15 protein-coding genes and 1 tRNA gene are annotated in these 22,921 nt (G+C 72.0%); 8 read left to right on the top strand and 8 right to left on the bottom strand.

Annotated features, from left to right (window positions below):
- The first annotated feature begins 97 nt into the window (after positions 1-97).
- Positions 98-170, top strand: a tRNA-His gene (locus ACFY0K_RS11660).
- A gap of 158 nt (positions 171-328) precedes the next feature.
- Here the strand turns inward: ACFY0K_RS11660 and ACFY0K_RS11655 are convergent.
- Positions 329-3,340: a protease pro-enzyme activation domain-containing protein gene (locus tag ACFY0K_RS11655; RefSeq protein WP_390639668.1), complete on the bottom strand. Its 3,012-nt coding sequence runs from the start codon at positions 3,338-3,340 to the stop codon at positions 329-331.
- A gap of 382 nt (positions 3,341-3,722) precedes the next feature.
- On the opposite strand from ACFY0K_RS11655, the gene ACFY0K_RS11650 reads away from it, so the two are divergent.
- From ACFY0K_RS11650 to ACFY0K_RS11635, 4 genes are all read left to right on the top strand, one after another.
- Entirely contained in the window at positions 3,723-4,538 is an 816-nt protein-coding gene (locus ACFY0K_RS11650) for an alpha/beta hydrolase (RefSeq protein ID WP_390639667.1), read from the top strand.
- Positions 4,535-5,362, top strand: a complete 828-nt coding sequence (locus ACFY0K_RS11645; protein ID WP_390639666.1) for an SDR family NAD(P)-dependent oxidoreductase — start codon at positions 4,535-4,537, stop codon at positions 5,360-5,362. Before ACFY0K_RS11650 ends, ACFY0K_RS11645 begins: the two co-directional genes overlap by 4 nt.
- Before the next feature lie 68 nt (positions 5,363-5,430).
- On the top strand, positions 5,431-6,264 hold the full coding sequence (locus ACFY0K_RS11640; RefSeq protein WP_390639665.1) for an alpha/beta fold hydrolase: 834 nt from the start codon (positions 5,431-5,433) through the stop codon (positions 6,262-6,264).
- Positions 6,265-6,357: 93 nt separating this feature from the next.
- The gene (locus ACFY0K_RS11635) at positions 6,358-7,233 is read left to right on the top strand and encodes an alpha/beta fold hydrolase (protein WP_390639664.1); all 876 of its coding nucleotides are present in this window, start codon (positions 6,358-6,360) and stop codon (positions 7,231-7,233) included.
- A 4-nt stretch (positions 7,234-7,237) separates the two neighbouring features.
- On the opposite strand, the gene ACFY0K_RS11630 is transcribed toward ACFY0K_RS11635, so the two are convergent.
- Complete coding sequence (locus ACFY0K_RS11630; protein ID WP_390639663.1) at positions 7,238-10,021, bottom strand: AAA family ATPase; 2,784 nt, start codon at positions 10,019-10,021, stop codon at positions 7,238-7,240.
- 85 nt (positions 10,022-10,106) lie between these two features.
- Positions 10,107-12,821, bottom strand: a complete 2,715-nt coding sequence (locus tag ACFY0K_RS11625) for an ATP-binding protein (protein WP_390639662.1) — start codon at positions 12,819-12,821, stop codon at positions 10,107-10,109.
- A 149-nt stretch (positions 12,822-12,970) separates the two neighbouring features.
- Between ACFY0K_RS11625 and ACFY0K_RS11620 the strand changes: the two genes are divergently transcribed.
- The gene (locus tag ACFY0K_RS11620; protein WP_351958089.1) at positions 12,971-13,546 is read left to right on the top strand and encodes a TetR family transcriptional regulator; all 576 of its coding nucleotides are present in this window, start codon (positions 12,971-12,973) and stop codon (positions 13,544-13,546) included.
- Positions 13,547-13,636: 90 nt separating this feature from the next.
- On the top strand, positions 13,637-14,431 hold the full coding sequence (locus tag ACFY0K_RS11615) for an SDR family NAD(P)-dependent oxidoreductase (protein ID WP_390639661.1): 795 nt from the start codon (positions 13,637-13,639) through the stop codon (positions 14,429-14,431).
- 139 nt (positions 14,432-14,570) lie between these two features.
- On the opposite strand, the gene ACFY0K_RS11610 is transcribed toward ACFY0K_RS11615, so the two are convergent.
- From ACFY0K_RS11610 to ACFY0K_RS11590, 5 genes are all read right to left on the bottom strand, one after another.
- A complete protein-coding gene (locus tag ACFY0K_RS11610) occupies positions 14,571-15,626 on the bottom strand; it encodes a LacI family DNA-binding transcriptional regulator (protein WP_351958091.1) in 1,056 nt (351 codons plus the stop codon).
- Between the two features lie 95 nt (positions 15,627-15,721).
- Positions 15,722-17,179, bottom strand: a complete 1,458-nt coding sequence (locus ACFY0K_RS11605; protein WP_390639660.1) for a GH1 family beta-glucosidase — start codon at positions 17,177-17,179, stop codon at positions 15,722-15,724.
- Between the two features lie 191 nt (positions 17,180-17,370).
- A complete protein-coding gene (locus ACFY0K_RS11600; protein ID WP_390639658.1) occupies positions 17,371-18,291 on the bottom strand; it encodes a carbohydrate ABC transporter permease in 921 nt (306 codons plus the stop codon).
- A 14-nt stretch (positions 18,292-18,305) separates the two neighbouring features.
- Entirely contained in the window at positions 18,306-19,298 is a 993-nt protein-coding gene (locus ACFY0K_RS11595) for a carbohydrate ABC transporter permease (RefSeq protein ID WP_093502632.1), read from the bottom strand.
- Between the two features lie 214 nt (positions 19,299-19,512).
- The gene (locus tag ACFY0K_RS11590) at positions 19,513-20,829 is read right to left on the bottom strand and encodes an extracellular solute-binding protein (protein ID WP_390639657.1); all 1,317 of its coding nucleotides are present in this window, start codon (positions 20,827-20,829) and stop codon (positions 19,513-19,515) included.
- Between the two features lie 626 nt (positions 20,830-21,455).
- On the opposite strand from ACFY0K_RS11590, the gene ACFY0K_RS11585 reads away from it, so the two are divergent.
- Positions 21,456-22,880, top strand: coding sequence for a GH1 family beta-glucosidase (locus ACFY0K_RS11585; RefSeq protein ID WP_390639656.1), 1,425 nt, complete (start codon positions 21,456-21,458; stop codon positions 22,878-22,880).
- Positions 22,881-22,921 lie beyond the last annotated feature (41 nt).

Below are 22,921 nucleotides of genomic sequence, written 5' to 3'. Positions count from 1 at the left end.
GCAGCGGCTCCCGGAAAGCCGTGCGCGAGCACCCCTTCGGACCCTGTACACTTTTTCTCGGCCGGTCGGAGAAACCACAAAGTCACCGCCGGTCGTGGTGGGTGTAGCTCAGCTGGTAGAGCACCTGGTTGTGGTCCAGGATGTCGCGGGTTCGAGTCCCGTCACTCACCCTTGGATGAAAGGCCGCCGGCCCGCGGAAACGCGGGCCGGCGGCCTTTCTGTCACCTGCTCCCCCGCCCGCGCCGGTGTCCCGGAGGTCGAGGTACGCAACGATGCCCCGTCGGCCGGTGTGGTCGACGGGGCATCGCGGTCATGTCGTCGGTGGGCGTCAGCCGATGTAGCCGGCCACGTCCGCGAGCACGTTGGTGGTGCTGCTCGTGTAGAAGTCCACCTTGCCGTCGGAGCCGACGGGCACCATGACCTGGTTGGCGATCGTCTTCCCGGACGCCCAGTTCAGGTTGGAGGCCGTCGGACGGCTGCCGCCGTCGGCCCAGGCACTGAGGTATCCACTGCCCGTGGTGCCGGTGACGGTGACGGTCAGCACGACCGCCTTGACGCCGGTGGACGGGATGCCGTCGCGCCCCGAGATCTGCAGGGCCAGCGTCTTGCCGGAGCCCAGCGCCGTCGTCTGACGGGTGTCCAGCAGGCGCAGCGGGGTGACCGTGTCGAAGGCCGAGCCGCTGGTGGAGAAGTAGCCGGAGACGTCGGCGATCACGTGGCTGGTGCCGTGGACATAGATGCTGACGTTGCCGTCGCTGCCGATCGGCACGACCACCAGGTTGGGGATGGTGGTCCCGGTGGCCGACCAGTTGACGTTGGACGCGGTCGGGCGGGTGGCGCCTTCGGGGTAGGCCTCCAGGTAACCGCCGCCGACGGTCTGGGTGGCCGTCAGGTTGAGCACCACGGAGGAGGCGGCGGTGGGCACGCCCCCATGGCCGCGGACCTTGAGGCTGATCACCGCGTTGGAGATCTTGCTGGTGGTGGAGATGCCGACCTTGGAGCGGGTGTCCAGCAGGCGGGCCGGGGCCAGCGCCGTGTACTTCGAGCCGGTGGTGCCGCTGGTGTAGTAGCCCTGGACATCGGCGATCAGGTGGGTGGTGCTGCTCGTGTAGAGGTCCACCACGCCGTCGCCTGCCACCTTGACGGTCGCCGAGGCGGCGACGGTCTGGCTCGCGCCGGTCCAGTTGAGGTTGCTGGTCGACGGCTTGCTGGTGCCGTCGGCCCAGGCGATCACCGAACCCGCGCCGGTGGTGCCGGTGACCGTGAGGTTGAGCACGACAGCGGTCACGCCGCTGCTGGGGATCCCGCCGGCTCCCTCGATCTTGACCGGGGCGGTGCCGCCCGCGACCAGGGGCTTCGTGGCCGGGATGGAACTGAGGCCCCAGCCGGTGCCGTTGCGGGTGTCCAGCAGGCGCTTGGGGCTGCTGAGCGGGTGGAACGTGGAGGCGCCCGTGGCGGCCGTACCCTTGGCCGCGCACAGTGCGGCGGTCAGGCCGGCCTCCTTGGGCGAGCCCAGGCCGGTCACCTCGTCGTAGCCGGCCGCCGCCGTGTAGCCGGTGGCGTATACGGAGTTGTTGCCGCTGGTGACGTCCCAGAAGTTCGTCGGGTAGCTGCTCCGTGCGGCCTTGTAGAGGGCGTTGTTGAGGAAACCGACCGGGCCGTTGGTCTGGCAGGCCGTGCCGGCGTTGGCCTGGACGATCGCGGCGGCCCAGGTCGGGGCCGCCCCGCTGGTGCCGCCGACGAGGCCGGGGACGGGGCTGGAGGACTGGCTGTCGTCCTGGTAGTAGACCGGATACCCGTCGGCCGGGTCCGCCAGAGCGGAGACGTCCGGAACGGCACGCTTGGTGGTGGTGGCGACACCGCCCTGGTAGACGACGGGAGCCCAGCGCGAGGAGACGCCGCCACCGGTGCCGCCGGAGGCGTTGCCCCACGTCGTCTGGGTCGTGGTGCTGCCCGAGGTGGTCATCGTGGTGCCGCCGACCCCGGTGACGTAGGGCTGGCTCGCGGGGTCGTCGACGGCCTTGGCCGTGGAGCCGGTCGCGCGGTAGCAGTCGCTGGAACCGTCGTCGCCCGAGGCGGCGACGACGCTCTGGCCCTGCGCGGCGGCCTCCGCGAAGACGGTGTTCTCGGCGTTCGCGGTCGCGCTGCTCTCGACCGCCTCGCATTCACCCCAGCTGGTGGAGATGACCTGCGCCTGGTCGTCGGTGACCATCCGCTGGTAGACGTCGAGCACGTTCTGGTCGGTCGCGGACGCGGCGTCCGGTCCCTGGTAGTCGATGACGGCGGCGCCGGGCACCAGGCCTATCAGGTCCTCGATGTCGAGCGCGGACTCCACGCCGACCGATCCGTCGGTGGCCGGCGCACCCGCCCCTGCCGTCGTGTCGACGTACACGTGGGACACCGAGGTGCTGGTACCGACGCAGGACTGGTACGCGGCGATGCTGCCGTCGTCGACGTTCTCCAGCTCGAACACGGCCACGGTCTGCCCGGCGCCGGCGGTGGCGGAGCTGGTCATCCCGTAGGCGCCGGCCAGCTTGCCGGGGCTGTAGTAGTCGGTGCCGTCGGTCAGGCCCGACCCGGTGAAGTCGGCGCAGAGTGCCGGGGTGTACGTGTGCGGTGTCACCGTGCGCGAACCGCGTCCGGAGACGGCGGCCGCAGAACCGTTCCTGCTCGCGCGACGCACCGCGGAGTGGTGGCTGCTGACGGTGTTGATGCTGCTCAGGCCGACGATCCCGGTCACCGCGGACGCCACGTCCGCGGGCAGCGAGGGGGCCGAGGTGTTGAGGTAGTCGGTGGTGCCGTCCTTGAGCCGGACGTTGCGAAAGCCGGTGCCGAAGGCGTGGGAGGCCTGCGCGGCGGTGGCGGTGACCGGGATGGACAGGCCGTCCGGGCTGACCTTGCCGGGAGAGAGACCGGCTGCCTTCAACGCCCGTGAGACTCCCGCGATGGTGGCCCGCGTAGGACCGAAGACCGCGGCGAACTGGCCCTTGGCCAGGTAACGGTGGTACTGGGCGTTCCCCGGTGTGGACACCGCGGTGACGAAGTCCGCCAGCGCCTGCGGGTCACGCGGAGCCAGGTTTACGCTGAGGTGCAGCCTGGTCCCCGAAGCGGTCGCGCCGGTCATCGTCGCACCGGCCGGGACCCGCGGGGCCGCCCCTATTCGCTTGGGTGCGCCCGATCCGGCCGTTCCCCCCTGGCCGACCGCTCCAACGGCGGTCCCGGTGGCTGCGATGAGGGCGACGGCGACGGTGGAGGCCGCGGCGATCGCCCTGGCCCGTCTGCCTGTCTTGGCGGCCGCGCGCCCGGGACGTCCCGGCGCGGCGTGGGCCTTCTTGGCCATGCAGAAATCTCCTATGAACTGACACACCGTCACGTCCATGACCGTGACGGTGGTCGAAGCGTCACTCGGGCCGACAAGTGCATCCACGTCGCGAGGCGCGCAGGAGCTATCCCTCTTAGCCAAAGTGTGCGCATTTCTTATCAGATCACGACCGTTACTGTCCCTGTTCATGCGTGAACCATGAACGGATCTTTACGCCACCGCGGCAGGACAAGCCTGTGCGCCACATCGTCGATGCGTCGACCGCGCGGCCGCGGGACACCGCCGGCCGTTCGGCGTCACCCCTGAACGACTGGGGTGGAACCCCGGTGCGAGAGCGCCGGGGTTCCTGGTCTCGTGTGCACATGCCGGGTCAGGACACCCACACACGAGAGGCCCAGCCATGACCGTCCCCCTTCCTCTTCCCGTGGTCTTCATCCACGGACTCTGGCTGCACAGCACCTCCTGGCAGCCGTGGATCGACCTGTTCCGTGCCGAGGGCTACGACCCGTCCGCACCCGGGTGGCCCGGCGACCCCGACACCGTCGCGGAGGCGCGCCAGAACCCCGAGAGCATCGCCGACCACGGCATCGACGACGTCGTCGCCCACTACGCGGCGCTGCTCGAGACGCTGCCCGTGCGGCCCGTCCTGATCGGCCACTCGTTCGGCGGGATGATCGCGCAGAAGCTGCTCGGCCAGGACCGCGCCGCCGCGGCGGTCGCGATCGACGCCGCGCAGATCAAGGGCGTACTGCCGCTGCCGCTGTCCGCGCTGAAGGCGACGCTGCCGGTCTTCAGGAACCCGGCCAACAGGCACCGGTCGGTCTCGCTGAGCGCGGAGCAGTTCCGGTTCGCCTTCGGCAACGCCGTCGCGGAGGAGGAGTCGGCGGCCCTGTACGAGCGCTGGACCATCCCCGCGCCGGGCAAGCCGCTGTACGAGGCCGCCGCCGCCAACTTCAACCCGCATTCGCCGGCGAAGGTCGACACGGACAACAGCGGGCGCGGCCCGCTGCTGCTCGTCTCGGGCGGCAAGGACCACACGGTGCCAGAGGTCGTCACCCGGGCCACCCTCAAGCAGTACCGGCACTCCGAGGCGGTCACCGACATCATCAACTTCCCCGACCGCGGGCACTCGCTGACGATCGACGGCGGCTGGCGCGAGGTCGCGGACACCGTTCTCACCTGGCTGCGGCAGCAGAACCTGGGGGCCGGGCGATGAACTCCCGTGCCGGGGCCCCCGGAACGTCCGGCGGCGACGCGGGCCCGGCCGGGCGGACCGTCGTGGTCACCGGCGCCGGGCGCGGCATCGGGCTGGCCGTCGTCGAGGCCTTCCTCGCGGCCGGTTCCCGCGTCGTCGCGGGTTCCAGGGAACGCACCGATGCCCTCGAGGAGCACGTGAAGCGCGGGGCCGAGCTCACCGTCGTGGAGGTCGACCTCGCGACGCCCGACGGCCCGGCCGCACTGGTCGCCGAGGCGGTGGCCGTCCATGGCGGTGTCGACGTGCTGGTGAACAACGTCGGTGCGGTGCGGCCGCGGGTGGACGGTTTCCTGGGCGTGACGGACGAGGACTGGGAGTGGACGTTCACGGTCAACTTCATGGCCGCCGTCCGCGCCACCCGGGCCGCCCTGCCGCACCTGCTCGCCGCCGGCGCGGGGCGGATCGTCACCGTCTCCTCGGTCAACGCCCGGCTGCCGGACCCGCTGGTCATCGACTACGGGGCGGCGAAGGCAGCGCTGACCAACTTCTGCAAGGCCCTGTCCAAGGAGGTGGGACCCCGCGGTGTGCTGGTGAACACCGTCGGTCCCGGACCGGTGGAGACGGCACTGTGGCAAGGCGCCGGCGGCGTCGCCGACACGGTCGGCCGGTCCCGGGGCGTCGACCCCCGGGAGGTGGCCCGCGGCGCGGCCGGCCAGTCGGTGACCGGCCGCTTCACCCGGCCGTCGGAGGTCGCCGACCTCGTGGTCTACCTCGCCGGTCCCCGCGCGGCGAACATCACCGGCGCCGACTTCGTCATCGACGGCGGCCTCGTCGAATCCCTCTGACCCGCCGTCACGGCGCGACGTCCGTCCCACCGCCCCCGTTTCCGCCGAACCCACGAAGGGAAACCGACATGCCGTACATCACCGTCGGCCAGGAGAACTCCGCCGGCATCGAGCTGTACTACGAGGACCACGGGAGCGGGCAGCCCGTCGTGCTGATCCACGGCTATCCGCTGGACGGCCACTCCTGGGAGAAGCAGCTCCCGGCCCTGCTCGACGCGGGCCACCGGGTCGTCACGTACGACCGGCGCGGCTTCGGCCGGTCCTCGCAGCCGACGACGGGTTACGACTACGACACCTTCGCCGCCGATCTCGACGCGGTGCTGACCGAGCTGGACCTCACCGACGCGGTACTCGTCGGCTTCTCCATGGGCACCGGGGAAGTCGGCCGTTACCTGGGGACGTACGGATCGCAGCGCGTGGCCAAGGCCGCCTTCCTGGCTTCCCTCGAACCGTTCCTGCTCAAGACCGACGACAACCCGGACGGCGTCGACCGGTCCGTCTTCGACGGCATCCTGGAGGCGGTCACGAAGGACCGCTACGCCTACTTCACCAGCTTCTACGAGGCGTTCTACAACCTCGACGAGACGCTCGGCAGCCGGATCGGCGAAGAGGCGGTGCGGGCGAGCTGGAACGTGGCGGCGAGCGCCTCGGCGTACGCGTCGGTGGCCTGCGTGCCCACCTGGCTCACCGACTTCCGCGCCGACGTCGCCAGGATCGACGTACCGGCGCTGATCCTGCACGGCACCGCCGACCGGATCCTGCCGGTCGACGCCACCGGGCGGCCGTTCCACGCGCTGCTGCCCTCGGCCGAGTACGTCGAGATCGAGGGGGCCCCGCACGGCCTGCTGTGGACCCACGCCGACGAGGTCAACGCCGCGCTGCTGGCCTTCCTGGCCAAGTAGCCGACGGGTGCGGAATTCGACCCGCCGGCGCGGTCGACGCCGGCGGGAGGCAGACGTGAGGAGGCGGCGATGACGGGATCCGGAGCGTCGAGGATGACGGATCACGACGGCGTCCCGCTCGTCCACGGCGGGCCCCGGGTCAACGGGGTCGATCTGCACTGTGCGACGGGCGGCAGCGGCGACCCGGTCGTCCTGATCCACGGGGTGCCGAAGACGATGTTCTTCTGGCGCCACGTCATCCCGCTGCTCACCCCGCACCACACGGTCGTCGCGGTGGACCTGCGGGGGTTCGGCGGCTCCGGACGTCCGGTGTCCGGGTACGACACGCGGACGCTGGCCGCCGACGTCGCCGCGCTGATGGCGGCACTGGGACACGACCGGTACCGGGTGGTGGGCGAGGACTGGGGTGCGGCCGTCGCCTACGCCGTGGCGGCCTTCCACCGCCCGGAGGTCGTCCAACTCGTCTTCCAGGAGACCCGACTGCCCGGCCTGCCGGTTCCCCGCCTCGGGGCGCTCGCCGCCGAGGATCCCCGCACCGGCTGGCACCGCTCGCTGTTCGGCCTCCCGCACTACCCCGAACTGCTCATCGCCGGCCGTGAGCGTGCCTTCTGGACGTACTTCATGCGGCGGATCATGTGGGACCCGAGCGCGTACACGGACGCCGACGAGGACGAATACACCCGAGGACTCGAAGAACCCGGCGGCAACCACGCGGTGTTCGAGCTGTACCGGGCGACCGGGACCGACGCCGACCAGAACCGGCCGCAGTTCGCGGTCCCGCTGGAGTGCCCGGTGCTGGCCGTCGGAGGCCGCGCCTACCTCGCCGCGGAGCCCGGGGAGCAGATGGCCCAGGTCGCGGTGGACGTCACACCCGTCGTGATCGAGCAGGCGGGGCACAACATCCCGTTGGAGGCACCCGCCGAACTCGCGCGCCGGTACCTCGACTTCTTCGCGTCCGCGCGGACATGACGGCTCAGCTCCCGCCCGCCGGGTCCGGTTCGCCGATCCGGCGGGGGATCTGCCTCCGGGAGGTGATGCCGAGCTTGCGGAACACCTTGTTCAGATGGAACTCGACGGTCGAGGGGGTGACGAACAACCGTGTCGCGATCTCCCCGTTGGTCAGCCCCGTGGCGGCCATGGCGGCCACCTGCCGCTCCCGCGGGGTGAGGTCGAACCTGGTCTCCTCGGTCCGCCTGCGGGCCGTCTCGCCGGTGGCCAGCAGCTCGGTCCGGGCCCGCTCGGCGTAGGGCGCCGCGCCGAAGGCGCCGAAGCTCTCGTACGCGGCGCGCAGCTGCCTCCGGGCATCGAAGCGCCGCTTGCGGCGGCGGAGCCACTCGCCGAACAGCAGCCGGGCGCGGGCCCGTTCCAGGGCCAGCGGACCCTGCCCCAGCAGTTCGACCGCCTCCTGGTAGAGCTTCTCGGCGTCGTCGCCCCGGGCCGCCAGTGCCCGGCCGAGGGCCAGGGTGCCCAGGGCCCACGGGGTACCGGCCAGCGGCGCCCGTTCCTCCAGCCGGCGCAGGGCCCGCGCCACGCCGTCCCGGTCACCGGTGCGGACACCGGCCTCGACGAGCAGCGGCAGGACCAGGTTGCCGCAGGTCGGCGGGTCCTGCTCGAAGACCGCCGACGCGTGCTGCAGCGCCTGCCGGTAGTGGCCCTGCCCCAGCTCGAACAGGGTCAGCGCGTGCTGCGCCATCAGCTGGAGCACACCGTGGCCCATGCTCCGCATCCCCGCGGTCCGCCGCACCGCCGCCCGCAGCTCGGCCTCCCGGCCGGTCAGGGCGAGCAGGTGGAGCCTGTTGATGTCCCCGCCGCCGGGGAAACCGGTGACAGCCGCGATGTCGTCGGACTCGGCGTAGCGGGCCTCCGCCGCCGTGAACCGTCCGTCCAGGAGGTCGTAGCGCGCCTCGACGAGCAGGGTGATGCTCAGTGCGTACAACGCGCCGGCGTCGCGGTCCGCCGCCGCCAGCCGGCCGGCGAGTTCCCGCCCGGCCCGGACGTCCCACAGATCGTCGCAGGCCATCGACAGCATCACCGCGAACGGACTGTGCGCGCCCTCGATCCCACGTCCGCCCAGCAGCCCGTCCAGCGCGGCACGCAGCACGGGCGCGCCGTGCTCGTACCCCTCGGCCACGCGCCGCGCCAGGCCCTCCATGAGCAGGTCCCGGCCGCCCGCCGCGGAGTCCGGTTCACGGCGCGCGGCGACGACGGCCGCCCCGACCTCGGCCGGCGTCGTGCCCCGTACGGCGTCGTGGGCGACCAGCGCGGCGTGCAGTGCCTCACAGAGCAACTCCGAGGTCAGCCGCGGGTCCCGCGCTCCGAGCCGCGTCACGGCGTCCATCAGCATCGCCGGGACGTCGGCGACGGCGAGCCGGAACATCTGCGTGGTCGCGCGCATCCGCAGCTCGCGGGTGCGCATCACCGGGTCCCGGATGTCGGCGCCCGCCCGTTCCAGCGCGGCCCCTGCCGCCGGTGCGTCGCCGGACATCAGATGGGCCTGCGCCGCGTCCAGCAGCCGCTCGGCCCGTCGGTCCGGGTCGCCGGTGAAATCGGCGGCGCGCGACAGGAACAGGGCCTGCTGGGAGTGGCCGCCGCGGGAGCGGGCTCGCTCGGAGGCGGCCTCCAGGTCGTCGGCGACGCCGTCGGCCACGCCCTCGGCGGCCTCGGCCCGGTGCCAGGCGCGGCGGTCGGCGTCCGTCACGGGGTCGCAGGCGGCGGCCAGTGCGGCGTGTGCGCGGCGGCGCTCGCCGGGTTCGGCGGCGGCGTAGACGGTCGAGCGGATCAGGGGATGCCGGAAGTCCGACGGCGTGTCCGGGGCGAGGATTCCCGCGGCGACCGCCGGCTCGACGGCACGGGCCGCGAGGCCCAGCCGCCCGGCGGCCCGCCACACCGTTCCCGTGTCGTCCGAGGGGGCCGCCGCGAGCAGCAGCAACAGGGCTCCGGTGGCCGGCGGCAGGGAGCGGACCAGGCGCCGGAAGTGTTCCTCCAGCAGCCGGCCCACCGGCAGCGGATCCGGCAACGGGGCGACGCCGGAGAGCTGTTCGGCGGCGAGGGTGCCGGCCAGTTCCAGCAGCGCGAGCGGATTGCCGCCCGCACCGGCGACGATCCGTTCGGCCACCGCCGGGTCCACCCACCGGTCGCCGATGGCGAGCAGGGCCTTGGCCTCCGGCTCCGGCAGACCGGTCACGGTGTGCACGCTGAGCGCGTCGAACAGGGCGTGGTCATCGAGCCCGTCGCGGACGGCGATGATCAGGCCCAGGGAGTCGGCGTGCAGCCGGCGGGCGGTGAACGCCAGCGCGTCGGCCGACTCCCGGTCCAGCCACTGCGCGTCGTCGAGCAGAATCAGCAGCGGCTGCTCGGCTGCGGCCTCGGACAGCAATGACAGCGTCGCCTGCCCGACCAGGCAGCGGTCCGCGGACGGTCCCGAGACGAGGCCGAGCGCCGCCTCCAGCGCGGCCCGCTGGGGTCCGGGCAGCAGGCCCGTCCGGTTCAGGAACGGCCGCAACAGCCGGTACAGGGCGCCGAAGCCGAGACCGGTCTCCGGCTCGACCGCGGTCAGCCGGACCACGCGGAGTTCCGCGGCCCGGGCCGCGGCGTACCCGAGGAGCCGGGTCTTGCCGATCCCAGGTTCGCCGGTCAGGACCAGAGCTCCGCCGAGGCCGTCGCGCACCGTGTCGAGCAGTCGCCCGATGGCCTCGCGTTCGGGGTGGCGGCCCACCAGCGGCGGCTCGGACGCCGGCTGGACGCCGTTCCACCCCATGGGACCGCTCCCCTCTTGCCGATGTCCTGACATGGGGAACGCTAGGAACGCCGCGCCGCCGGAAGCGAGCGTCATGTGACGGTGGTCAGCGCAGTGCGCCGACCACCGTCCGCAGCTCGGCGCGGGAGGACACGCCGAGCTTGGGGAAGATCCGGTGGAGGTGCGAGCTGACGGTGCGGTGTGAGAGGTAGAGCCGCTGGCCTATCTCGCGGTTGGTCAGCCCGTCCGCGGCGAGCCGGACGATCTGCAGTTCGTGGGCGGTCAGCTGGTCCCGGGCGTCCGGGGCCCGGCGGCGGCTGGTCTCGCCGGCCGCGCGCAGTTCCTGGCGGGCCCGCTCGCCCCAGGGGATCGCGCCGAGCGCGTCGAACATGTCGCGGGCGGCACGGAGGTGGTCGCGGGACTCGACCCTGCGCCGCCGGCGCCGCAGCCATTCGCCGTGGGCCAGGTGGGTACGGGCCCTGATCAGCGGCCACGCGCCGAGGTCGGCGCCCAGCGCGTCCGCGAAGAGCGGGTCGGCGTCCTCGTCGGCGGCCAGCAGCGCCCGGACCAGACGGAGTTCGGCGTGCAGCACCGGGGCGGGGGTCACCTTGGCGACCTCCTCCAGCTCCGTCACGGCCGGGATTACGTCCGTCGCCCGCCCGCAGTGCGTCGCCGCGTCGACGAGGTCGCCCACGGCCGTCAGCCGCAGGGCGATCTGGAACGCGGGGTCCGCCGGATCGTGCAGCCTGCGGAAATGGCCGAAGGCCTCCTCGAACCGGCCCGCGCCCAACGCGGCCAGCCCGCGTGCCGTGGTCGCGGTGGCCAGCACCGGGCGGGCCCCGGCCGGCAGCCCGATCCGCTCCGCCTCCTCGGCCAGCCCCAGGGCGGTGTCGGTCTCACCGCGCAGCGCGGCCAGCTTGGCCGCGGTGGCCGTCATCAACGCGTACATCATCGTCTGGCTGGTCTCGCGCGCCAGCCTTCGCGACTCCGCGGTCGCGGCGATCGCCGCGCCGAGATCGCCGACCACGAGAGCGCTCCACGCGTCCGCGCCGACCGTCCGGGCCAGCAGCCCCAGGCGTCCCTGGGCACGCAGCGGTGCGCCGCCGGCCGCCGAGAACGCCCGCGCCAGGTGGAAGCCGCCGACGAGAAGCGAGGCGGTGCTGAGCATGCGGTAGGCGCGGCCGTCGTCGCCCTCCTTGGGGGCGGCGCGCCGGGCACGGTCCAGGACGTAGGCGCCGCGGTCGACCGGCGCGGCGTAGGCGCAGATGGCCAGGCGCCACGGGTCGAGTTCGTCGAGCTCCAGCCGCTCCACGGCCTGCAGAACCGTGCGGCGGACCGCGGGGCCAGGATCGGTCCAGAAGCACAACTGTGCGGCGCTCCACAGGATCCGCAGTGCCAGCGCACGGTCCTCCGCGGCCATCTCCGCGGCGAGTGCCGTCAGCGAGTTGGCGCCGGAGGAGTGGCTGAGCAGTCCCTCGTCGAAGCTGCCGCGGAGCCAGACGACCGTGGCGTGCTGCCGTCGCGACAGCGGCCCGGTGAGCGCCTGGTCCAGCAGCCGGGTCACGGTCTCGGGCCGGCCGAGCTCGACGGCGAAGTCGGCGGCCCTGAGCAGCCGTTCCGCCCGGCGGTCGGCGTCCTCGCTGAGCGCGGCGGCCTGTTCGAGGGCCGTGACGGCCGCGGCGATGCCGCCGCGGTGGGCGGCCCGGTGCGCGGCGTCCTCCAACGCGGCGGCGACCGTCTCCTGAGGGGCGTGGGCGGCCGCGGCCCGGTGCCGTAGCTGCCGGTCCGGGTGTTCGCCGAGCACGGCGGCGAGTGCGGCGTGCACGGTGTGACGGACGCCGACGGGCATGGTCTGGTGGATCGCCGACCGCATCAGCGGATGCCCGAACCGCACTTCGGTACCGACGACCTGGACGAGCCGGGCGCGCACGGCCGGCTCGAGTTCCGCGGGGCCTGCCGTCACGCCGGTGAGCCGCCGGGCCGCCCGGCAGATCTCGGTGAGCGACGGGCTGTCGTCGAGAGCCGCGACCCGCAGCATGCTGCGGGTGATGTCGGGCAGGGTCTCCAGGCGGTCGGTGAAGGCCCGTTGGAGCCGTTCGGTGAGCGGCAGCCGGGGCAGGTGCGGATCGGCCGACGCGCCGAGGGTGCGGGAGAGCTCCGTCAGGGCCAGGGGGTTGCCTGCGGCCTCGGCCAGCAGCCGGTGGTGTGCGGTCGGCCGCAGCTCCGGGGCGCGTGCCGCGAGGAGTTCCGCGGCCTGGCCGTCCGTGAGCGGGCCCAGCGTCACGGAGGTGAGTTCGTCGGAGTCCAGACGCGAACGGTAGCCGTCGCGTGCGGCTCCCACCACGACCACCGGCTCGGTGCCGACCCTGCGGGCCACGAAGGCCAGGACGCTGGCGGTGGCGTCGTCGAGCCACTGGACGTCGTCGACAAGGACCAGCACCGGCGCTGTCGCGGCCGCGTCGGCCAGGAGGTTGAGGACGGCCAGGCCGACCAGGAAGACGTCGGCGACACCTGCCTCGGCGTGCCCGAGAGCGGTGTCCAGTGCCTGCCGGTGCGGCGCGGCCAGCTCAGCGGCTCCCGCGGCCAGCGGGCGCAGGACGAGCTGCAGACCGGCATAGGGGATGTCGCTCTCGGCCTCGGCACCGCTGGTGCGCAGGACCCGGTAGCCGAGGCCCTCGGCGAGGGCGGCGGCCTCGGCGAGCAGCGCCGTCTTCCCGATGCCGGGGGCGCCGCGGACCAGTACCGCACTCCGGTGGCCCCGCGGCTCGGCCAGCAGCCGGCGCAGCAGATCCAGCTGGTCGTCCCGGCCGATGAGCTCCACGTTCCCCCCACCAGCCGGGTCCCCGGACTCGGTCTTCCAGAAGGTCAGGTTACTGCGCCCCGGCCGGTGCGCCGCAACGGGAAACCGGAGCCCGAGCCGGGCCTCCGATTATGGATTGACTAATCCAGAAAGTGGGCTACTCTTTGGGCATGGCTCGCACCAGGGAGTTCGACATAGACCAGGCGACAGACCGCGCCATGGACCTGTTCTGGCGCCGCGGCTACGCCGAGACGTCCCTGCAGGACCTGCTGCAGGAGCTGGCCATCGGCAGCGGCAGCTTCTACGCGGCGTTCGGCTCGAAGGAACAGCTCTACGTCCGCGCCCTGGAGCGCTACACCTCGCTCCAGGGCGGCGACCTGGAGCAAGCCCTCGACGGGGCGGCCGAGATCCGGCCCGCGATCCGCAAGGTGCTCAGCTCCATGATCGAGGCGGACCTGACCGACCCCACCCGCGGCTGCCTCGTGGTCAGCGCGTCGACGCACTGCGCCGAGCAGCCCGCGGCGGCGGACCGGGTCACCGCCGCCATCCGGCAGGTCGAGTCCCTCCTCGCCGGCGCCCTGGAGCAGGCGCAGGCGCGGGGCGAGATCACCCCGGACAAGGATCCGAGGAAGCTGGCCCGGTTCCTCACCACGTTCATCCAGGGGATCCGCGTCGTCGGCCAGGCGCGCACGGGCAGGGAGTTCACGGAGGACGCCCTGGACACCGCGATGCGCGCACTGGACTGACCACCACGGGGCCGGCTCCGCCTTCGCGGCGCCCACCCGACCGCCATTCATACCGTAATTATGTATTGATCAATCCAGAAAGAGATCGTCATGGAACTGCACCTCAAGGACAAGGTCGCCGTCGTCACCGGAGCCAGCAAGGGCATCGGCCTGGCCGTCGTCGAGAAGCTGGCCGGCGAAGGCGTCAAGGTCGTGGCCGGCAGCCGCTCCTCCACTCCCGAGCTGGACGCCCTGGCGGCCGAGCACGACGTCACGTTCGTACCGGTCGACCTGTCCACCACGGCGGGCGCCGAGTCCCTGATCCAGCGGGCGCTGGAGCGCCACCAGCGCCTGGACATCCTGGTCAACAACGTCGGCGCCGCCGAACCGCGCGAGTCGTTCCTCAAGGTCGACGACGCCGGCTGGCAGCGGATCTTCGACCTGACCTTCTTCAGCGCCGTCCGCACCAGCCGCGCCGCCCTCCCCCATCTGATCGCGGCGGGCGACGCGGCCATCGTCAACATCAGCTCGATCAACGCCCGGCTGCCCTTCCCCATGGTGGTCGACTACTCGGCGGCCAAGGCCGCGCTGACCAACCTCAACAAGTCCCTCTCCGAGGAGTTCGCGCCGCAGGGCGTGCGCGTCAACGCCATCGCCCCGGGCCCGGTCCGCACGCCGTTCTGGACCGCGCCGGGCCGCTTCGCCGACGCCACCGCCGCGGCCGCCGGGACCACCGCGCAGGAGGCGCTGGACGTCATCGTGCCGCAGAGCATGGGCATCACGTCCGGACGCATCAGCGAGGCGCACGAAGTCGCCGACCTCGCCCTGTTCCTCGCCTCCCCCCTGGCCGCCAACATCACCGGCACGGAGACCCTCGTCGACGGCGGCCAGACCAAGACGCTCTGAGGCCCACGCGAACCAAAAGGATCACGTTCGGCTTGCCACCCAAGTGGAGCTCCGGACCGCCGGCTTCGCCAAGGTGGAGGCCCGGCACCTCATCGGCGGCTGCACCGCGGCCTACGCCACCACGTGACCCGCGGCGGAACTAGGAGGACTCCCGGGCCACCAGTGCCGTCGGCAGTACCGCGTGGTGGCGCTCCAGCCCCCGGGCGGCGGCCGGACGCCGGTCGGCGATCTCGGCCAGCAGCAGGTCGATCATCGCGCGGCCCATCCCCTCGATCGGCTGGCGAACGCTCGTGAGCGGCGGGTCCATGTGGCGGGCGATGGCCGAGTCGTCGTACCCGACCAGCGCCACGTCCTCGGGGATACGGCGGCCCGCCACGCGCAGCACCTGGCGGGCGCCCGCCGCCATCACGTCGGAGCCGGCGAACACGGCGTCGAGGCCGGGCTCGCGCTCCAGCAGCCGGGCCATCGCCCGCCGACCGCCCTCCTCGGTGAAGTCGCCCGGCTCGATGAGGAGTTCGTCCGCCGTACGGCCGGCGTCACGCAGGGCGTCGCGGTAGCCGTCGACGCGGCGCTGGGCTCCGTACACGTCGAGCCGGCCGGTGATGTGGGCGATCGTGCGGCGGCCACGGGCCAGCAGGTGCTCCACGGCCGAACGGGCGCCGCCGTAGTTGTCGGAGTCCACCGAGGTCAGCGTCTCTTCCGCCGAGCGCGGGCCACTGATCACGGCCGGGATCTCCAGCTGGGCGAGCAGGTCGGGCAACGGATCGTCGGCGTGCACGGACACCAGCAGCACCCCGTCCACCCGGTGCGCGGCCAGGTACTGGGCGAGCCGGCGCCGCTCGCGGTCGCTGCCCGCGAAGATCAGCAGCAACTGCATCTCGGTTTCGGAGAGTTCGGCACCGACACCGCTGAGCATGTCGGAGAAGTACGGCTCCGCGAAGAACCGGGTCTCCGGCTCCGGAACGACCAGCGCGATCGCGTCCGTGCGGTTGGCGGCCAGCGCGCGGGCGGCGGGGTTGGGGACGTAGCCGAGTTCGTTGACGGCCGCCTCCACGGCCGCGCGGGTCGCGTCGCTGACCCGGGGCGAGCCGTTGATCACGCGCGACACCGTGCCGCGGCCCACCCCGGCGCGGGCGGCGACCTCCTCCAGGGTCGGCCGCCGAGTACCTCGGCCCCGCTCACCCTTGACCGTCATCGTCGCCGCCTTCCGTTCGCAGCCTTCAGGCCAGGAAATGTAACAGCCGTGACCCGGCAGCTCCGGGCCCCGTCGCCCCGCGGGGCCGTACCGGGTCAGCCCTGCTCGCCGGCGCCCGGCAGGGCGTTCCGGCGGATCACCTCCGCGTACCAGTGTGCGCTGGCCTTGGGGATGCGGCGCTGGGTGCCGTAGTCGACGTAGACGGCTCCGAAGCGCTTGGAGTAGCCGTAGGACCATTCGAAGTTGTCCAGCAGCGACCACAGGAAGTAACCACGTACGTCCGCCCCGTCGGCGACCGCCTGCCGGACGGCTTCCAGGTGGGAATGGAGGTAGGCGATCCGCTGCGGGTCGTTCACCCGGCCCTCGGGCGAGACGTAGTCGTCGAAGGCGGCGCCGTTCTCGGTGACCATCAGCGGCAGCCCCGGGTGCGAGGCCGCCAGTCCGGTCAGCAGGGTGTGCAGTCCGCTCGCGTCGATGGCCCAGTTCATCGCGGTGAGCTGGTCGTTGGCCAGGTGGAAGGCGACGTCGTCGGCGCCCGTCCACGGCGAGTGGGCACTCGCGCCGTGCCCGTCGTCGCGGGTACTGGCGCCGTCCCCTGCGGCCGCGGAGACCACGGTCGGGGAGTAGTAGTTGACGCCGAGCAGGTCGAGGGGACGGGAGATCTCGGCCAGGTCGCCGTCGTGCACCAGCTCCGCCCAGTCCACGAGGTGCGCGGTGTCGGCGAGCAGGTCCTCGGGGTAGGCACCGTCCAGGATCGGGCCCGTGAAGATCCGGTTGCCGACCGCGTCGATCCGGCGGGCGGCGTCGGCGTCCGCGGCGCTGTCGGTCAGCGGGCGCACCTGGTGCAGGTTGAGCGTGACGGAGGTCTGCGCGGTCGACGGCAGGTGCTCCCGCAGCGCCCCGATCGCCAGACCGTGTGCCAGGTTCAGGTGGTGTGCCGCGCGCAGGGTGGCGGCCGGATCGGTGCGCCCCGGGGCGTGCACGCCGGAGCCGTAGCCCAGGAAGGCGCTGCACCACGGCTCGTTGAGGGTGGTCCACACCCCGACCCGGTCGCCCAGGGCACGGGCCGTGATCTCGGCGTAGTCGGCGAAGCGGTGCGCGGTGTCCCGCTGCGGCCAGCCGCCCGCGTCCTCCAGTTCCTGTGGCAGGTCCCAGTGGTAGAGGGTGGCGACGGGGGTGATGCCCGCTTCGAGGAGTTCGTCGGTGAGCCGCCGGTAGAAGTCCAGGCCGCGCTCGACCGCGGGCCCCCGTCCGGTGGGCTGCACCCGGGACCAGGAGACGGAGAACCGGTAGGCCTTGAGGCCGAGGTCCTTCATCAACGCCACGTCGTCCTTGTACCGGTGGTAGTGGTCGGCGGCGATGTCACCCGTGTCGCCGTTGCGGACCCTGCCCGGGGTGTGGCTGAAGGTGTCCCAGATGGACGGCGTCCGACCGTCCTCGGCGGCGGCGCCCTCCACCTGGTACGCGGCGGTGGCGGCCCCCCAGACGAAGCCGGGCGGGAAGGAGGTGTCTGAGGCCGACTGGGCAGTGGCCTCGGTTCGTACGGCGGTCATGGTGAGAACGCTCCCGAAGTGGCGTGGTGAAGGGGGGAAGAGGGAAGGGGGCCCGGCACGGTGCTGCTGCGGGGAGGGCGGCCGGGACGCGTGCGGGCGCCCGGGCCGGGTACGGGCCCCGCCCGGGCCGCCCCGTACGGGACGGAGGTCGCGCGGGGCGCCGGACCGCGAGTGGGGCGGCCTGCCAGGCGTCAGCCCTTGACGGCGCCCGCCATGATGCCTCCGACGATCTGCTTGCCGAAGATCACGAAGACCAGCAGCAGCGGCAGGGTGCTGATCAGCGCGCCGGCCATGACGATGCTCTGGTCGGGGGTGTAGGAGGCGCTGAGCTGCCCGAGCGCGACCTGGAGGGTGGGGTTGTCCTGGTTCAGGGCGAGGAAGGGCCAGAAGAAGTCGTTCCACGCCTGGACGAAGGTGAGCATGCCGAGCACCATCATCGCGGGCCGGGCCGCGGGCAGGACCACGTTCCACACGATGCGGATGTTGGTCGCCCCGTCCACCTTGGCGGCCTCGATGAGCTCGTAGGGCAGGGCCTCCAGCAGGTACTGGCGCATGAAGAAGACACCGAAGGCGCCGACCAGGGTCGGGAAGATCACCGACTCCAGTTTTCCGCCCCATCCGATGTCCGCCATCATCATGAACAGCGGGACCACGCTGAGTTGCGGCGGGATCGTGAGGGTGGCGATGACGGCGGTCATCAGGGCGCCCCGGCCGCGGAACCGCATCTTGGCGAAGGCGTAGCCGGCCAGGGTGCAGAAGAACAGGGTGGCCGCGGTGATGCAGCCCGCCACGATCACGCTGTTGACGATGGCCTTGCCCAGATGGGCCTGTTCCCAGGCGGCCTGGAGGTTGCTCCACAGCCTGCCGCCCGGCAGCAGCGGCGGCGGGCTGTCGAGGACGCGCTGCTGGTCGTGCGAGGCGGCCACCAGCGTCCAGTACAGCGGGAAGACCGAGCCCAGGCCGACGACGACCAGGGCGAGGTAGGTGAGGGGGCCGCCCTTGAGCTGCTGCCCGGCGCCCAGCTTCAGACGGACGCGGTTCCTGGCCGGGGAGGCGGCCGGCGGCACCGGGTCGAGGCCCGGCGCGGTGTTGGTGGGGCTGGTCGTGGTCATCGATATCGCTCCCGTCAGACCGCGCTCTTGCGCAGGAACCGGCCGACGATCAGGTTGATCAGGGCGATGAGCAGCAGCAGGGCGAGCATGGCCCAGGCCACCGCCGCGGCCGGACCCAGATGCCCCAGCTTCCAGCCGTAGTTGTAGAGGTAGATGCTGAGGGTTTCGTACTGGTGCTCGTTGCCGCCGGTGGAGCCGAGCGTGCCGCCCTGGAGCAGCAGCGGCTCACCGAACAGCTGCATGGACCCGATCGTCGAGATGACGATGGTGAACAGGATCGTCGGCCGCAGCGAGGGGATGGTCACCTTGCGGAACTGCTGCCAGCGCGTCGCCCCGTCGATGGACGCGGCTTCGTACAGATCGGTGGGCACGGCCTGCATGGCCGCCAGGTAGATCAGCGCGTTGTAGCCGGTCCAGCGCCAGATCACGATGACCGAGATGGCGATCTTGGAGGTCCATTCGCCGTTGCCCCAGTCGGTGTTGCCGATGCCCACGAAGTGCAGCACCCAGTTGAGGATGCCGCCGTCGGCCCGGAACACCAGGGCGAAGACCAGGGCCGCGGTCGCCACCGAGGTGGCGTAGGGGGTGAGGACGACCGTCCGCCAGAACGTGCTGGCGCGCAGTTTGTAGTTGAGCAGGTGGGCGAGGCCCAGGGCCACGAGCAGCTGCGGGACGGTCGAGATGACGCCGATCAGGAAGGTGTTCGTGACGGCCGTCCAGAACTCCGAGTCCTGGAGGATCTTCGTGAAGTTGTCGAAGCCGACCCACTCCGAGGTGCTGAGGCTCGTCATCTCCACCCGGTGCAGGGCGATCCAGCCCGTGTAGAGGAGCGGGTAGAGCCCGAAGGCACCGAAGACGAGGAAGAACGGGGCGATGTATGCGTACGGGGACGCGAGGTCGTCGAAGCGCCACAGCCGGCTGCGCCAGGCGCCGCGTCCGTTCGGTACGGCACCGGAGCCGCCGGCGGGCGGGGTGGGGGCACCCCGTGTGGGTGTCGTCGTTGCCACGGGGGATTTCCTTCCTGGGGGATTCGGCCGGGGAACAGGGGCGGGACAGGGCGGGGCCGGACGGCGCCGTCGGGGTCCCACCGCACCGGACCCCCGGCCGGGGGACGCGGCGCGCCGGTGACCGGCGCGCCCTGCCCACGCGCCGGGCACCGGAACCTCGTACGGCACGGCGCGCGGTGCGGGCGGCCCAGGGGACCGCCCGCACCGCGGGTCGTCAGCCGATCACCTTGTCGATCGCGTCGGTCGCGGCCTTCCACGCGTCGGCGGGCTTGGTGCCCCGCTGCTCCATGTTGTTGATCTGCGTGGAGATGGTGTCCTTGATCGTCGCGTCCTTCGGGCCGAGCACCGCCTCGGGGATGGTCTTGGCCTCGTCGGCGTAGATCTGGCCGATCGGCGCGTTGTCGAAGTACGGGAGCGTCGCGTTCTTCACGCCGGGCAGGTCATAGGCGCCCTTGTTCGACGGGAAGACACCGATCGCCTTGAACACCTCGGCCTGCTGCTCCGGAGCGGTCAGCCACTTCACCAGTTCAGCGGCCTCCTTGGCGTGCTTGCCGCTCTTGGGCACGGCCAGGAAGGAGCCGCCCCAGTTGGCCGCGGTCGAGCCGGGGGCCTTGGCTATGTCCCACTTGCCCTTGAAGGCGTCACCGGAGTTGGTGGAGATCTGGCCGGCCATCCAGGCGGGGCAGGCCACGGTCGCCACGCTGCCCTTGCGCAGCGCCGCCGTCCAGGCGTCGGTGAACTGCGCCAGACCCTGGGTCAGCTTCTTCGACGCGGCCTCGGCGGCCAGGTTCCAGCCCTGCTGCACGGAGGGGCTGTCCTTGTAGATCGGCTTGCCGGAGGCGTCGTAGTACTGCTGCGCGGAGGAGCTGACGACCGCGTTGTACATGGCGCTCGCGGAGTCCATGAAGTAAGTGCCGGACGGCGCCTTCTTCTTGTACTGCTCGCCGAGCTTGAGGTAGTCCTCCCAGCCGCCCGCGACGGCCTTGGCGACCGCGTCGCGGTCGGAGGGCAGACCCGCCTTCTCGAAGAGGTCCTTGCGGTAGCACAGGGACATCGGGCCGATGTCGGTGCCGGCGCCGATGACCGTGCCGTCCGAGGCGGTGGCCTGCTTCTCCTTCCAGGAGACCCAGTCGCCCACGTTGATCGTCTTGCTCAGGTCGGTGAACTTGGCCGCCTGGGTGTCGACGACCTCCTTGATGCGGCCCACTTCGATGCCGGTGACGTCCGCCAGGCCACTGCCCGTGTTCAGCTGCTGAAGGAGCTTGGGGTAGTAGTCCTGCTCGTTGGCGGTGGTCTCCTCCTTCACCGTGATCTTCGGGTGCAGCTTGTGGTACTTCGCGAACAGGTCGGCCTCCTTGTAGCCGAACTGCCCGAAGTCCGCCACCGTGAGAGTGATGTTCCCGTTGGAGTCCGAGGCGTCCGAGCCGCTGTCGCTGCTGCAACCGGTCAGCAGCAGGGCCGAGGCGGTCAGGACCGTTGTGGTCAGGGCCGCCGCTCTGCGGCCGCGGCGACCGGTACGGGTGATGCGCATTCCACTACTCCTTGTTCCAGTGGGGAACGGGATCTCAGGAATCAGACCGCCGGGGACCGGCGATCCGGACCTGCCCTCTCGGTGCGAGCAGCGGCCAGCCCACAGCACTCGATGTGCGGTGAAAAGGTGCTGGTCAACGAGGTGCGGTGACAACAGAGGGAAAGGCCATGGGGTGGTTCGCTCCACACGGGAGGGACTCCCCGGCTGCCCGTGGAACCGCTCCCACGCGGCATGCCGGAAGACTGGTTCCTGCCGGGCCGACTGTCAAGACTTGAAGACGGCGTTGTTGCCTAAGCGTGTTCCGCACGTCACGGGAACGTGTCGCACCGGCGGGTTTCACCGATCGGACATCAGCCTGCCTCTTCCAGGAATCACGCAGGTCACAGCCGCGATGCCGGTCGCCGGTCCGGGAGTTGCGCCGCACACCGCGGAGCGAAAGGGGTTTCCGGGACCAGAACGCACCACCCGCGGAACGGGCGCCGAGAGGTGAACGATGCGCGAGCCGGAGCCAACTCCGGCGGACCACGCCTCCCGCATACCCGGCCCGGCCGTGAGGTCGGCACCCCTCTTTGCCATGGGAGCGCTCCCATGCATAATGGCGCCAAGCCGACCATGGGAGCGCTTCCATGCCTGATCCGCTGACCGAGAGATTTCCTCCCGCCTTCCTCTGGGGCGCGGCGACCTCCGCGTACCAGATCGAGGGGGCGGTGCGGGAGGACGGCCGCACCCCCTCGATCTGGGACACCTTCAGCCACACGCCGGGCAGGACGGCCGGCGGCGAGACCGGTGACATCGCTGTCGACCACTACCACCGCTACCGCGACGACGTGGCACTGATGGCGGACCTCGGCCTGAACGCCTACCGGTTCTCGGTCTCCTGGTCGCGGGTCCAGCCGACCGGCCGCGGCCCGGCCGTCCAGGTCGGCCTCGACTTCTACCGCCGCCTGGTGGACGAACTGCTGGCCAAGGGCATCAAACCCGCGATCACCCTCTACCACTGGGACCTGCCGCAGGAACTGGAGGACGCGGGCGGCTGGCCGGAGCGGGACACGGCGTACCGGTTCGCCGAGTACGCGAAGATCGTCGGCGAGGCGCTCGGCGACCGGGTGGAGCAGTGGATCACCCTCAACGAGCCCTGGTGCAGCGCCTTCCTGGGCTACGGCTCCGGCGTGCACGCCCCCGGCCGTACCGACCCGGCGGCCACCCTGCGCGCCGCCCACCACCTCAACCTCGCGCACGGCCTGGGCACTTCGGCGCTCCGCTCGGTGATGCCGGCCCGCAACCAGGTGGCGATCAGCCTCAACTCCTCTGTGGTACGCCCGCTTTCGCAGGACCCGGCGGACCTGGTGGCGGTCCGCACCATCGACGACCTGGCCAACGGCGTCTTCCACGGCCCGATCCTGCACGGCACCTACCCGCGGACCCTGTTCGCGGCGACGGAGTCGGTGACGGACTGGTCGCACGTCCGCGACGGCGACCTCACCGCCGTCCACCAGCCGCTGGACGCCCTCGGCCTGAACTACTACACGCCCACCCTGGTGTCGGCCCCGTCCGGCACCGCCGACGGCCCACGTGCGGACGGCCACGGCGGCGGCGCCCACTCCCCCTGGCCAGGCGCCGAAGACGTCACCTTCCACCAGACGCCGGGCGAGCGCACCGAGATGGGCTGGACGATCGACCCGACGGGCCTGCACGAGCTGATCATGCGCTACACCCGCGAGGCGCCGGGCCTGCCGCTCTACATCACCGAGAACGGCGCGGCCTACGACGACAAGCCCGACCCGGACGGCCGGGTCCACGACCCGGAGCGCATCGCCTACCTTCACGGCCACCTCTCGGCGGTGCGGCGCGCGATCACCGACGGCGCGGACGTGCGCGGCTACTACCTGTGGTCCCTGATGGACAACTTCGAGTGGGCGTACGGGTACGAGAAGCGGTTCGGCGCGGTGTACGTCGACTACGCGACGCTCGCGCGGACGCCGAAGTCGAGTGCCCGGTGGTACGGGGAGGCGGCCCGCACGGGGACGTTGCCTCCGGCGGGGGTGGCCTGACCGCTGTTGTTCGGCCGCGGCACCGTCGGGGCTGGTCGCGC

This window comes from Streptomyces sp. NPDC001507, assembly GCF_042894765.1.
In the GTDB taxonomy this organism is placed as follows: domain Bacteria; phylum Actinomycetota; class Actinomycetes; order Streptomycetales; family Streptomycetaceae; genus Streptomyces.
This window is presented reverse-complemented; position numbering and strand designations above follow the sequence as displayed.